This is a genomic window from Trichocoleus sp. ST-U2 (assembly GCF_039961875.1).
Taxonomy (GTDB): Bacteria; Cyanobacteriota; Cyanobacteriia; order Cyanobacteriales; family FACHB-T130; genus FACHB-T130.
On sequence record NZ_JAMPJY010000046.1, the window covers coordinates 1 to 12,706 of the forward strand.

Genomic DNA, 12,706 nt, shown 5'->3' on the forward strand with positions numbered 1-12,706 from the left:
CAATTTCTTGGTGAATTTGGTCTGTGGATTAATTGCCTATTGCCATCAGCCCAAGAAGCCCTCTCTCAATATCAATGCGTTTTTCCTCCCTTCTGCTTAACCCGAACTCAGGTCAATTACATTTCATGACGAGCGCCCCGAAGGATATAAAGCTTTCACCTCTTCCCGGTTATATTGCAAGACTTCTTCTAGTTCCTGATACGTCCACTGGCTGTAATGAACTATCTTCTCTAGAAGAAAATCGATGGAGCGACCTGCGAAAGCTTCTTCTAAAATACGCTCTAAACCCGTTTCAGCAAAAGCTGCCAAAAGAACAATAGCTTTAGTGTTCCGGTTAGCGATCACCTCATAAGTCACAAGCTTCACAAAATCTCGCAAGACGCTTGTGACTTTACCCATAACTTTGCCGCAACGGCAAAGTTATGGGTAAAGTCACAGTGTTCTGAGTATTGGTTTTGAACAGCTTTGTACCTAATCCCACACTGCCTTAAAACACAAACTGAAAGTTTCTGCTTTCCGTAGTTTTCCCATACGTAGTTTAAACAAGCATTTCATCAAAACTTCATCAAAACTTCATCTTTTGAGCGAAAAGAGGCTGCTAATTAAAGAATTTGTAAAGATAGACTCTGACTGAAAACCGTAGTGATAGTTCCTCCGTACAGTACACAGTCATTGTCAATCACCCTTAAAACTAAGCATATTTGCGTAGTTTTAGTTACTTGTTGAGCTTGACTGACAAAACTAGAAAAAATTAGCAGTCGGAGAACTACCCATGAAACTAATTAAGCTTGGTACAGCGATCGCTGCATTAACTGTAGCCACGATGTTCGATCTGCTCGGCGTTGCCAAACCCGCAGAGGCAGCGACCATGAAGCTGATTGGTCTAAACGACGATAACGGTCTAGTTTTCTTCAACCGCAAACTTTCCAAGGTTAGTAAAACTGTTGAGGTCACGGGGCTTAAGGGCGAAAATTTGCTAGGTATCGACTTTCGACCAGCCGATGGTCTTCTCTACGGTGTCACAGACAAGAACGGTATTTATACGATTGATACCACCACAGGTGCTGCGACTTTGGTAAGTAACCTCAGCGCTCCCTTCTCTGGAGGAGTCACGTCAGGATTTGACTTCAATCCAGTACCTGACCGCCTGCGGCTTGTCGGTAGCAATGACCAAAACCTTCGCATTAACGTAGATAGCGGTGCCGTGATTACCGATGGAACCTTAGCCTATGCGGCTGGCGATCCCAACTTTGGCACTAACCCCAATATTACCGCTGCGGCCTACACTAATTCGTTTGCTGGGACAACCACAACCGCACTGTACGGAATTGACTTTGCTCTCGACACATTGGTTCAGCAGAACCCGCCCAATGCTGGCATTCTGAACACGATTGGCTCCCTAGGTGTTGATTTCGGCGAAACTGGAGGATTTGACATTGTAACGACCAAGAAGGGAGGTAGCATTGTCAATAATGCCTTCGCAGCTTCTGGCTCGAACATTTACAGCATTAACTTGGCCACAGGTGCTGCTACAACACTGGGTACTTTTAATGGCGGCGGCAATATTGTTGGTCTTGCTGCTACCTCCGTTCCGGAGCCTGGTACTGTTGGCTCTTTGCTCGGTTTCGGTGCGCTTGCCTTACTAAGTCGCAGCCGCCGTCGTGTCAAGTCAGCTAATTAAATATAGTTTCAAGATTTCATACTTTGCCCTTGTGCTTTTTGGGCTTTCAGTAGAGTGGGTATTGCCCACTCTACTGAACTTAAAAATCTACAGTCAATGGCGCACGAGGGAAGGGGATCACATCTCGAATATTGCCCATTCCAGTCATAAATTGCACTAAGCGCTCAAACCCCAAACCAAAGCCAGCGTGAGGAACCGTGCCATAGCGACGTAAATCGAGATACCACCAATAATCTGCTGGATTTAGCCCTTGAGCTTGAATTCGTCGTTCTAGCACATCCAGACGTTCTTCCCGCTGCGATCCCCCAATAATTTCGCCAATTTTGGGAGCGAGGATATCCATTGCGCGGACGGTTTTTTCATCGTCGCTCAAACGCATATAAAAGGCTTTAATTTCTACTGGGTAGTCGGTGAGGATGACAGGTTTTTTGAAGACTTCTTCAGCCAGATAGCGTTCGTGTTCTGACTGCAAATCCAAGCCCCATTTGACGGGATACTCGAATTTTTTATCGGCTTTTTCCAAAAGCGCGATCGCATCCGTATAAGCCAACCGTTCAAACTCGTTGTTAATGATATTGTCTGCTGTAGCGAGAACGGAGTTATCAATCCGCTGGTTAAAAAACTCCATATCTTCAGGACACGTATCCAGCACATACTTAAAAACTTGCTTCAGGAAGGCTTCTGCTAAGTCCATATTGCCTTCTAAATCGCAGAAAGCCATTTCTGGTTCTACCATCCAAAATTCTGCCAAGTGGCGAGAAGTATTGGAATTTTCTGCTCGGAAGGTGGGGCCAAAAGTATAAACATTGCTGAATGCCATCGCCATGACTTCCGCTTCCAGTTGCCCGCTGACGGTGAGATAGGCAGGGCGTCCAAAAAAGTCTTTGCTGTAGTCAATCTCCTGAGCGTTTGTGCGGGGGATATCCTTCAGGTTGAGGTTGGTGACGGTAAACATCTCTCCCGCCCCTTCACAGTCGCTAGCGCTGATAATCGGAGTATGAACCCAGAGGAATCCTCGCTCTTGAAAGAATTGGTGAATTGCATAGGAACAGGCGTTGCGGACGCGGAACACTGCGCCAAAGGAATTGGTGCGCGATCGCAAATGTCCAATTGTTCGCAAAAACTCAAATGAGTGACGTTTCTTTTGCAACGGATAGGTTTCGGGATCGGCTTCCCCGTACACTTTCACCGTTTCTGCCTTCAGCTCAATCCGCTGTCCTTTTGCCGGAGACTCTACCAGCACACCCACAACTTCTACAGAAGCACCCGTGTTCAGCTGCTTGATGATGTTTCCATAATCTGACAAATCCGGATTGAGTACAACTTGGAGATTAGCCATTGATGAGCCATCGTTGACTTCAACAAAGGCACATTCTTTCAATTCTCGCTTCGTTCGTACCCAGCCTTTGATCGTCAGCGGCTCATCTGGCTGACCATTTCGCAATATGTCTGCAATCCGTCGAGTCACCATGTTGTTATCTGTTGTTATCTGCTAAGTGAAGGTTTCGATAGTTAAAGGGTTGAAAATTGAGGGTTGAAGCTTTAACTTTCAACTTGCCACCTTTTCAACCTGCTAACCCCTACCCAGCGCAGGACTTCAAGATCCAGCCTACAACAATGCCAAGTCCTGCAAAGCGGACAGCTTGCCAAAAAGGTTCTTTTAAACTGTCCCAAGAAAATAGACGACTTTCTAAGTTAAGTTCTATAGTATCCAGCTCTTCTTTGATGCGCCGCAGCTCGACTTGAAGTTGTCGCTGCTGGGAAAGCTTTTGTTCCTTTTTTATCTCGTCTAATCGTTCCTGGAGTTCTGCTTGCCGTTGCTTGTCTTGCTGCGCTTGGACGTAGCGTTCTTTGAGATCGGCAAGCGAAGTCTCAACTTCCAACAGCGATCGCTCAAATTGCTCTTGATCCCCAAGTGGGGGCGATGTATCTGATCCTTTGGGACGGCGCGGCATACAGTAGAGTAGGGATAAATGCGAGTCTATCTTCAGTATGTCTCAACCGACCCAGCTTTCTAAAACCTCTGACTTGAACGAACTAAGTACCCTGGAACTCGCTCAAGCTCTGGCAGAACGTTTGAGTATTCACCCGAATGATTGGCATCGGCTCAAATCTAACCGCAAAGTTCGCGCTGGCGAACAAGCCATCGCCGCACTGGTATTTCTCCTGAAAGATCAACCGGAAGAAGCGTTGGTGCGCTTTCAGCAAGCTTCTGGCTGGCTGGATAAATCTATCTCAGCACCGCCTTGCCCAACTCATGGACACAGCCGTTAGAAAAGTCGGGTGTTAGAAAAGCAGGGGTTGCCGGAAGCGATTTTTGACTTGCTTGCAGAGTCTGAGTTCCGTTCCCTGGTGGTTCCAGTGGACTTGATCGAAGATTTGGTGGAGGATACACATCCCTCTGCCGCTTTCTGCTTCGTCGTCAGGGAGATGTTGTTCGGGGTCAGAATGGCAATAACAGGGGGGAGAAAAGCCCGTTCCTTCGTCTGAAATTACCCACCAGTATTGTCCTTCTACCATCGAAAAGCGGACGGACACGGTCTTACTGGGATCGAGCTTATTGCCGTGTTTTGCCGCATTGACTAGCGCCTCTTGCAGCCCTAACCGAATTTCTGCTTGCCACCGGGATGGAATCTGAGCTAACAGAAGATCCAGGACGGGACAAAGGTAGAGGGTAGAAGCGAAGCTTATCGTGCCCCAAGTTCGCCTTACCGGACGCTGTGAGATAGCAATCACTCAAAAAACCTCTAGACTTTCATTCAATAGAATTAACAGTCAGATGCCGAAGGGTATGCGCGTAGCGCTATACAGCTTTGATACGAGTAGTTTTGGACCCATCTTATGCGTACAACATCTCTTGCGTACAATCAGGTGCGTACAATCAGAGGAATCACGTAGATTCGAGATGATGTCCAGGCTTAAATACACCGATCGCCAAGCACTAATCATTGCGTATTTGTCCGGTACTCTCTTTTTTGAATCTGAGGATACCAAATGCATTTTTCCGTTAGATTACTTGGCAAATTGCTAGCTTTCTGACGGATACGAATAACTTGCTAACTTCTGACCTCTAGAGGAGTGCTTTTTATCCTAAAAGTTGTAGGATAAACCACTTTCTCTATTGTAACAAAATCTTCTAAAAAAGCCACCCCGAACCTCAGTCAAGTACACTACAGAGGGCTGTTATTGGCGTACAAGAACGGCGGCACATTCAACGTGAGACGTTTGGGGAAAGAAGTCAGCAGGTTGTACGCGGGTTAGCTTGTAGCCACCCGATTGACACAATAATTTAAGATCGCGAGCTAGGGTAGCGGGTTTACAACTAACATAGACAATCCGACTCGGCTGAATTTCTAAAAGGGTTTCTAAGACATCGCGACCGTCCTTCGGACGCCCTGAGCTAACGCATCCCTGCCGCGGGGGATCGAGCAATACAATATCTGGCTTCACTTCCAGCGTGGGCAACAACGTCTCGACCGTTCCCGTATAAAACTTTACATTTGTGATGTTATTCAATTGGGCATTGAGAGTCGCTTGCTCGACTGCTTCTGGCTGTATCTCCAACCCAATCGCCTGCTTTACTTTCTGCGCCAACGGCAAGGTTAACGTGCCAATGCCGCAGTAGGCATCTACTAGCACCTCATTTCCTTGGAGATCCAGTTCATCAGCGATCACCTGTAACAGCGCTTCAGCTTGCTCTGTATAAACTTGAAAAAAGGTGTCGGGACGCACTTGGAACTGTAAACCCGCGAATTCTTCGCGCAAGTAAGGTTGTCCGGCGATACAGCGGGTTTCCGTGCCAAAAATTGCATTGGTGCGATCGGGATTGCAGTTCAGCGAGACGCCCACTAGCTGGGGGTACCGAGTTAACCACTCCTGAGCTTGAGCATCGATCCCGGCGAGATTCCAATCTTTGACGACCAAGGTTAGCAATATTTCGCCCGTGCGTCGCCCAATCCGCAGCCCCAAATGACGGATTTTCCCTCGGTGAAGTTTTTCGTCATAAATTCCCCAACCCCGCTCCTGGATGCCTTGCTTGACTTCTGCCAGCAAGGGATTCAAACGCGAGTCTTGAACTGGGCATTGATTCAAGTTAATCAGGTGGTGGCTGCCTTTTTGGTAATAACCTGCTTGGACTTGACCCGTAGATGACCGTTTTACCGGATAGGTCGCTTTGTTGCGATAGCCCAACGGATCGGCAACTGCCAGGACGGGATCGACCGTTGGCTGGGCGATCCCGCCAATGCGTTCTAGGGCTTGGAGCACCTGATTTCTCTTGGCTTCTAGCTGGTGCTGGTAGTCAATATGCTGCCACTGACAGCCCCCGCACTTATCTGCCACAATGCAGGATGGACGGATGCGCTCGCTAGATGCTTCCAAAATCTCGTCCAATTTGCCGTGGGCATATTGAGGTTTGACTCGCACTAAGCGCACAAGAACGCGATCGCCCGGAACCGTATCCGGGACAAAAACTACCCGACCTCCCAAACGACCCACTCCGTCACCGCTGTCACTAAGATCGCTGATGATTATTTCCACCAGTTGACCTTGTTGCCAAAGGTCTTCACCCGCCTCGCTAGAACCTGTATTTAGTGATTTTGTTAGTGACATATTATCTCTGTCTCTTTATTTGTGTCCCACGGACTCGTTAAACTACGAATGATATTCTGAATCATCCCGATAATCATGAGTGTAGTTAGCCAAGTTATTCTCAAAGCAGACGACGAACTTCGTTACCCCAGTAGTGGCGAACTCAACAGCATCAAAGACTTTTTGCAAACTGGCGCACAGCGGGTGCGTATCGCCAACACGCTGGCTGAAAATGAGAAAAAAATTGTTCAAGAAGCCAGTAAGCAGCTCTGGCAAAAACGCCCGGACTTCATTGCGCCAGGGGGAAATGCCTACGGGGAGCGGCAACGGGCGCTGTGCCTGCGGGATTACGGCTGGTACTTGCGTCTAATTACCTACGGAGTTCTGTCCGGTGACAAGGAACCGATTGAAAAAATTGGTTTGATTGGCGTGCGGGAAATGTACAATTCCCTCGGCGTTCCTGTCCCAGGCATGGCTGAATCTATCCGTTGCTTGAAAAAAGCCTCCCTCGACTTACTCAACGAGGACGATGCAATAGCCGCGGCTCCTTATTTTGACTACATCATTCAAGCCATGTCCTGATTCTATCGCTATCAAACAGAACATGCGAGCGCGGGTGAAGAAGAATCTTTCTTCTTCACTTCTTGTCTTTATGCTTGTAGCGACATGCTTGTAACGACAAAAAACCGACAGTCTCTCTACAGAATCTGTCGGCTGGTCGTGTGTTCCCTATTGATGACTCGGCTAGAGTTCAGTCGTCTCTTAGTATGACCACTCAGCCATACAGGGAGAGCGATATCAATCATCTTCTTCTGTGATTGCGATCGCACAAGAAGATCGCTTACGAATGCGTAGGACAAAGTTGCAGGCGCAGTAGTATCTTGCGCGATCGCCCAAAAGACAAAAATCTCCCCAGCCTAAAAAAAGCCTAAAAAGGAGACCATAGTTTGCTAGCTCAGTGTAGACTCTTGGTACAAGATTGATACGCCAAAGGGAGCGCAACGAATGGAATGTCTTTCCTGAAAAGATTGCCTAGGGCAACCCTGGCGTTGCTTCTGGGTACTTATTGCGTATACGGCTGGTTGTTTTCCTTTACATATACCTGGGAGATTTTGCTGTTAGAGATAGGAGTAGCCTTGTTGATAGCTTTGGTTTTAACGGCTCCTATCAGGCTTTTGAGAATCTTTTTTGCCCGTTGGATGAATTCCGATACTAGAGCCTTCCTTTCAGTCATAACCGGAGCTTTGGCTGGGGTCTTCATCCTCACCTGGATTAATATTTTTGCCAATATTTTTGTTCTACTCTCAGCAGGTGCCCTAGCTAGACTAGACCTTCAAACTGCTAAATTCAATGCACTGCAAGCTTTTTGGATTCTCGTTGCCGTATCTTGGAGCGGGTTTGGTTTAGGCTTGATACTAAATCGTTTGTTGCTACATCCATCTTTTTAGCCAACGCCTCCATCAGCTTCTGTCTTGCGTTTAGTAGGCACAACACCATAGATTGCAGCCTATTGCGCCTTTAATTTCTCTCAATGGACACTGTAAATACCGTCACACAGGGCGAGTCAATGGGTGCTAGATTTCTGGAAACTAGAGTAAGCGTTTAACTGTCCTCTTGCTCTACAGCAGTCTTGCTGTGGGGCAGTTTTGTTTTTAGCTGCAAGCAAAGTCAAAGGTAGCGAACTCTTCTCTTGTCATAAAGTCTGTTTGCGCGGGGTTCCTTAATCTTGCTCCGGTAGCTGAACCTGCACTCCCCCTTCCGGCGTAATAACGACTTTACCACCCAGCGCCTCAATCCGACTGATAGCAATCCTGCGCGTGCGATCGTCAACTGCATTCTGTAAAACCATTGTCCAAGCACCCACTTGAGCAAATTTACTATTAGGATTGCGGGCTAAAAATTGTGCAGTTTGACGAGAAAGAGCTGCTACATTTTGGCTTTCTGGATCGGAATAAGCGATCGCCCACTCTGCCGCCTTCTCAAAGGATTTCCTAGCAGCTTGAGCATCTCCTAAAAACAATAACTCATCAGTTCCTTTATAACGCCAAATAAAATAAAATTTTAGCGGAGCTTTAGGAGAAAGCGACTTTAGCCCTTTTTCCATCAAAGCGACAGACTGTTCTGGTAGCCCTACATACATAGATATGCTTGTAGAAAGAAACAGATACATCTCTAAAAAACGCGGATCTCGCTCCACAATTATTTCAAAATATTCTGGACTGAGACTATACCCCGTCTGTTCGCGTGCTGAATCGTCACCAAAATAAGACAAAAAACCGAGCATTACCCAGTCTCCCAAAATATTATCAAACCCAAAAGAAGGAGTTTTTTGTAGCAGATTGAGACGTAATCTTTCGGTGTCTACTTCTCTATTGAGATTTGGCAGCGACGTGGTTTTGGCTCCGATAAGCAATCGGTTCAATTGGGAAACCTGTAAAACTCCAATTACTAAAATACATGCCAGACTTACACAAAACGTAACTATCGAGCGGCTTAGGTTTTGATTAAATTTGGAAAGCATTTGTATTTGCCACCTCTCAAGCAAGATAAAGTCTATCAACGGTTAGCCTTTCAAACACCAGTTGTTTTTGGCTCGTGGCTGGGTTACAGTTGATGATGTTGAAGTCGGTGATTGATCGCCTGATGGGTTTTAGTCTCACTCATGCCTTCTAGCCTGAAGGGTTCTACCCTTGACAATCCTCATTGTTTGTTAAAGATTGTTAAGTACACCTTAAAACACGTAGTTGCCAAGTGAGAAAGTTTGAGCAGAGGTAATTGTTACCATAAAATGATTTAGTAACTACTACATAGCTCCTCTTCTACTTCCAGTCAGTACCCTTCAAGAAAAAGCTGAGAAAGGCCTCTTTAATCTAGGGTTTAAAGAAGGCTACTTCCTAACAAATCCTGAATTTAGCTTTATTTGAAATAACTTGTCCCTCTTTAGTACCATTGGATAGACTAATCGCGAACATTAAAATTATAATTTTCAATTGGTAAGCTTAATCCACCAAAACGTAAATTTTTATTATGTCGTTTTTTCTTTCTAGCTTAAAAAGCAGCGGCCATTTAGAACAAGTTCATATGACTGTAGGGATTGTTGGCTCTCGCAAGATAGTAAGGGAGGATGATTATGCAAGTCAAGGCTGGCATATATTCGCGCCTAATCTCACTATTTATGGATTTGATGCTGATGCAGAAAGTTGTGATGCAATGAACTCGGAGATTGAAGCTCGACAAGTGAATTGGACTGAAAAACATATTCCACAAGTGCTTTGGAATTCAGTTGGAGAGGCTACCCTTTATGTAACCAATTTTACTGGTAGTAGTTCATTGTATCCTCCAAACGAATCTTACCTAAAGCGCTTTGCTGGATATCTAGAGTGGCACCAATTAGTTACTACAGTGGAAGTTGACACAACAACTTTAGATGCTTTTTGCGAATCCGAACAAATTGAGGAAATAGATTTTTTGCAGGTTGATGTTCAGGGAGCCGATCTTCAGGTTTTAGAAGGAGCAAGTAAAATCATAGAAAGCAGCATACTGGGTATTTTAACTGAGGTTGAATTTATTTCTTTGTATAGGAATCAGCCTCTTTTTAGTGATATAGATACTTATTTAAGAAATAAAGACTTTACACTTTTTGATTTGGCTATCAGCACTGGACGTGGAGTTCGGACGGATTCACCAATTGTATCGGAAACTCACCCCGGTTCTTTAATTTGGGCAGATGCTTTTTACTTTCGTGACTTAATTCGAGAAGACTTGAATACACACTTAAGAACACCTGAGCGAATTTTAAAACTAGCTTGTATTGCTGATATTATGAATTTTACTGATTATGCTTTAGAACTCTTGGAGTATCTAACATTGAATTACGGCGATGACGAGAAATATAACTTTGCTGACAATATAATAGAGAGTCTATCTCAAGTTCCAGAGCTAGTAGCACAAGGACTAGATTCCTTGCCTATTGTTACTAGAATTAGCAAATATGCTAGCTAGTGGTAAACCTCCTTAAAAACATATAAAGAACAGAGAATATCCCCGTTTTGTTAGCCAAAAAGTAGTTTACTAATTTTATGAAGTGCAAAATCTGTGAATCAAAATCAATAAAAACCGCTAATGCTAAAATAATGCAAAAGTACGACATTGATTATTTTAAATGTTCAAATTGCAGCTTTATTCAAACGGAGGAACCTTATTGGCTTGAGGAAGCATATTCTGAAGCTATAGCTAGTAGTGATGTTGGGCTGTTATTCAGAAACATCAACTTGTCCAAAGTATCAAGTAATATAATCATTAACCATTTTAACCATGAGGATAAATTTCTAGATTATGGAGCCGGATATGGTGTATTTGTTCGGTTAATGAGAGACTTAGGAATTGATTTTTATTGGTATGATAAATTTTGCCAGAATATATTTGCTCAAGGCTTTGAAGCTGAAAATCAAGAAAACAATCGTTATGAATTAGTCACAGCATTTGAAGTGTTTGAGCATTTGGTAGATCCAATTGCTGAAATAGAGCAGATATTGAAATTTTCTAGAAATATTTTATTTAGCACTGAATTGTTGCCAGCAAGTAATCCTAAGCCTAACGAATGGTGGTACTATTCGCTTGACGAAGGTCAGCATATTTCCCTATACACGGGTAAAGCACTGTCTATAATTGCTGAGAATTTCGGTTTGAATTTATATTCAGATGGCTCATCCTTGCATCTGCTAACAGAAAAAACCTTGAGCCAAAATTGGCTTAGTAGCTTGTATGGTGACGAGAAACAAAATTTTCAAAAAACATCACTACTTCAAAGAGATTATTTAAAAGCTATTGGTAAGCTGGATAATGATAATAATGAGGTTAAAACAACTGAGGAAGACAATAATGCTGATTTTGTAGCAGGGACAAAAGAAGTAAAAATTGCTATTGACGGGGTATTTTTCCAACTGTATAAAACCGGGATTGCTCGCGTCTGGAAATCCTTGCTTGAAGAATGGGCGAAAAACGGTTTTGCAGAAAATATTGTAGTTATTGACAGAGCTGGAACTGCTCCTAAAATTCCTGGTGTTCTATATCGCTCTGTACCAGCTTATGACTACGGCACAACGGATGCTGACCGGGCAATGTTGCAGCAAGTATGTGATGAGGAGGGTGCCGACTTATTTATTTCAACCTACTACACAACCCCATTGTCAACACCCTCTGTCTTTATGGCGTATGACATGATTCCAGAAGTCATGGAATGGGATTTTAACAATCCTATGTGGCAAGAAAAGCATTATGCTATCCAACAGGCTTCTGCTTATATAGCTATTTCAGAAAATACAGCCCGTGACTTGATAAAGTTTTTCCCGCATATTCCTAGAGAATCGGTAACTGTAGCTCATTGTGGAGTTGAAAATACTTTTTCACCAGCAAGCATTGCAGAAGTTAATAATTTAAGAACAAAGTACGGCATCTCAAAACCATACTTTATTTTGGTCGGTATAGGCGATTATAAAAATACAATTTTATTCTTAAAGGCTTTTGCTCAACTTCATAGTAGACAAGGCTTTGATATTGTTTGTACGGGTAGTGGAGCTTTTCTGGACGAGCAGTTTAGAACCTATACTTCAGGTAGCGTTGTCCATATGTTACAACTGAGTGATGAAGAGTTGAGGGCGGCTTATTCTGGTGCTGTTGCGCTGGTTTATCCGTCGAAGTATGAAGGGTTTGGTCTACCTGTTGTGGAAGCGATCGCCTGTGGCTGTCCAGTAATCACTTGTCCCAATGCCTCGATTCCAGAAGTAGCAGGGGAAGCCGCAATCTACGTGAACGACGAGGATATTAATAGACTTGCCGATGCTCTTTGTGATGTCCAAAAACCTGATATTCGTCGCTCATTAATTGCGGCTGGGTTTGAACAAGCGAAAAAATTTTCTTGGGAAACAATGGCGAGAACAATTAGTTCTGTCTTAATTGAGGCTACTCTCTTGCTTTTAAACCTGAAAGACATTAATTTAATTGTTTTTCCAGATTGGTCTCAACCAGAAGAATCTCTAAGCATAGACTTAGAAAGAGTTATAAAGGTGATCGCAACCCACCCGCAAAAAAGTCAGATAACGTTACTTGTAGAAACTGCCAATATTTCTGAGGAGGATGCCAATCTTGTTTTATCTAGTGTGGCGATGAATCTTATTATGCAAGAAGATTTAGATGTGACTGAAGGACCGGAAATCTCCCTGACTGGAAAATTAGGGGAAATACACTGGAAGGCTCTGTTGCCTCGCATTCATGCTCGCATTGTTATGCAAAATGAAAATCAACAGGCCATCGCGGTAGTGAAAGCAGAAAACATTCCAACCTGCAATCTTGACAGCTTCAGCGAGAAGCGAATTGTTCAGCTCGAAACGGGCGAATGGAGCCTCCACTAGACACCTTTCTGCTTTGTTGGATCTT

12 protein-coding genes and 1 pseudogene are annotated in these 12,706 nt (G+C 44.2%); 7 read left to right on the forward strand and 6 right to left on the reverse strand.

All coding sequences use genetic code 11. The annotated features are described in order from the left end of the window. Nucleotides 1-100 (forward strand): annotated as a pseudogene (locus tag NC996_RS22855) (IS982 family transposase); the annotation flags it as partial. 23 nt (nucleotides 101-123) lie between these two features. Here NC996_RS22855 and NC996_RS22860 read toward each other — a convergent pair. Beyond that, complete coding sequence (locus tag NC996_RS22860) at nucleotides 124-399, reverse strand: hypothetical protein (protein WP_199300602.1); 276 nt, start codon at nucleotides 397-399, stop codon at nucleotides 124-126. 373 nt (nucleotides 400-772) lie between these two features. Between NC996_RS22860 and NC996_RS22865 the strand changes: the two genes are divergently transcribed. Next, nucleotides 773-1,681: a DUF4394 domain-containing protein gene (locus NC996_RS22865; protein ID WP_242037590.1), complete on the forward strand. Its 909-nt coding sequence runs from the start codon at nucleotides 773-775 to the stop codon at nucleotides 1,679-1,681. A 79-nt stretch (nucleotides 1,682-1,760) separates the two neighbouring features. On the opposite strand, the gene asnS is transcribed toward NC996_RS22865, so the two are convergent. Both asnS and NC996_RS22875 read right to left on the reverse strand, forming a co-directional pair. After that, nucleotides 1,761-3,152, reverse strand: coding sequence for an asparagine--tRNA ligase (asnS, locus tag NC996_RS22870; protein ID WP_190686524.1), 1,392 nt, complete (start codon nucleotides 3,150-3,152; stop codon nucleotides 1,761-1,763). A 109-nt stretch (nucleotides 3,153-3,261) separates the two neighbouring features. After that, nucleotides 3,262-3,636, reverse strand: coding sequence for a DUF2203 domain-containing protein (locus tag NC996_RS22875; RefSeq protein WP_190686527.1), 375 nt, complete (start codon nucleotides 3,634-3,636; stop codon nucleotides 3,262-3,264). A gap of 37 nt (nucleotides 3,637-3,673) precedes the next feature. Here NC996_RS22875 and NC996_RS22880 point away from each other — a divergent pair, with 37 nt between their 5' ends. Further along, nucleotides 3,674-3,955, forward strand: coding sequence for a DUF6439 family protein (locus NC996_RS22880; RefSeq protein ID WP_190536186.1), 282 nt, complete (start codon nucleotides 3,674-3,676; stop codon nucleotides 3,953-3,955). A gap of 12 nt (nucleotides 3,956-3,967) precedes the next feature. Here NC996_RS22880 and NC996_RS22885 read toward each other — a convergent pair whose 3' ends face one another. Further along, a complete protein-coding gene (locus tag NC996_RS22885) occupies nucleotides 3,968-4,417 on the reverse strand; it encodes an ATP-binding protein (protein WP_190686530.1) in 450 nt (149 codons plus the stop codon). A 447-nt stretch (nucleotides 4,418-4,864) separates the two neighbouring features. Next, nucleotides 4,865-6,292: a 23S rRNA (uracil(1939)-C(5))-methyltransferase RlmD gene (gene rlmD / locus NC996_RS22890; protein ID WP_190686533.1), complete on the reverse strand. Its 1,428-nt coding sequence runs from the start codon at nucleotides 6,290-6,292 to the stop codon at nucleotides 4,865-4,867. Between the two features lie 75 nt (nucleotides 6,293-6,367). Here rlmD and apcD point away from each other — a divergent pair, with 75 nt between their 5' ends. Both apcD and NC996_RS22900 read left to right on the forward strand, forming a co-directional pair. Continuing rightward, a complete protein-coding gene (gene apcD / locus NC996_RS22895) occupies nucleotides 6,368-6,853 on the forward strand; it encodes an allophycocyanin subunit alpha-B (protein ID WP_190412828.1) in 486 nt (161 codons plus the stop codon). A 428-nt stretch (nucleotides 6,854-7,281) separates the two neighbouring features. Beyond that, nucleotides 7,282-7,719 (forward strand): hypothetical protein, encoded by a 438-nt coding sequence (locus NC996_RS22900; RefSeq protein WP_190429045.1) that lies wholly within the window; start codon nucleotides 7,282-7,284, stop codon nucleotides 7,717-7,719. 272 nt (nucleotides 7,720-7,991) lie between these two features. Here NC996_RS22900 and NC996_RS22905 read toward each other — a convergent pair whose 3' ends face one another. Continuing rightward, on the reverse strand, nucleotides 7,992-8,693 hold the full coding sequence (locus NC996_RS22905) for a hypothetical protein (RefSeq protein ID WP_348260025.1): 702 nt from the start codon (nucleotides 8,691-8,693) through the stop codon (nucleotides 7,992-7,994). 659 nt (nucleotides 8,694-9,352) lie between these two features. Between NC996_RS22905 and NC996_RS22910 the strand changes: the two genes are divergently transcribed. Next, a complete protein-coding gene (locus NC996_RS22910; protein ID WP_348260026.1) occupies nucleotides 9,353-10,273 on the forward strand; it encodes an FkbM family methyltransferase in 921 nt (306 codons plus the stop codon). Nucleotides 10,274-10,350: 77 nt separating this feature from the next. Continuing rightward, nucleotides 10,351-12,681, forward strand: a complete 2,331-nt coding sequence (locus NC996_RS22915) for a methyltransferase domain-containing protein (RefSeq protein WP_190686543.1) — start codon at nucleotides 10,351-10,353, stop codon at nucleotides 12,679-12,681. Nucleotides 12,682-12,706: the final 25 nt, after the last annotated feature.

Bases quoted from the DNA above. Each gene is read 5' to 3' on its own strand.
- asnS (WP_190686524.1), bottom strand. From the start codon at position 3,152: ATGGTGACTCGACGGATTGCAGACATATTGCGAAATGGTCAGCCAGAT.
- NC996_RS22865 (WP_242037590.1), top strand. From the start codon at position 773: ATGAAACTAATTAAGCTTGGTACAGCGATCGCTGCATTAACTGTAGCC.
- NC996_RS22910 (WP_348260026.1), top strand. From the start codon at position 9,353: ATGACTGTAGGGATTGTTGGCTCTCGCAAGATAGTAAGGGAGGATGAT.
- NC996_RS22900 (WP_190429045.1), top strand. From the start codon at position 7,282: ATGTCTTTCCTGAAAAGATTGCCTAGGGCAACCCTGGCGTTGCTTCTG.
- NC996_RS22880 (WP_190536186.1), top strand. From the start codon at position 3,674: ATGTCTCAACCGACCCAGCTTTCTAAAACCTCTGACTTGAACGAACTA.
- NC996_RS22860 (WP_199300602.1), bottom strand. From the start codon at position 399: ATGGGTAAAGTCACAAGCGTCTTGCGAGATTTTGTGAAGCTTGTGACT.
- NC996_RS22875 (WP_190686527.1), bottom strand. From the start codon at position 3,636: ATGCCGCGCCGTCCCAAAGGATCAGATACATCGCCCCCACTTGGGGAT.
- NC996_RS22915 (WP_190686543.1), top strand. From the start codon at position 10,351: ATGAAGTGCAAAATCTGTGAATCAAAATCAATAAAAACCGCTAATGCT.
- apcD (WP_190412828.1), top strand. From the start codon at position 6,368: ATGAGTGTAGTTAGCCAAGTTATTCTCAAAGCAGACGACGAACTTCGT.
- rlmD (WP_190686533.1), bottom strand. From the start codon at position 6,292: ATGTCACTAACAAAATCACTAAATACAGGTTCTAGCGAGGCGGGTGAA.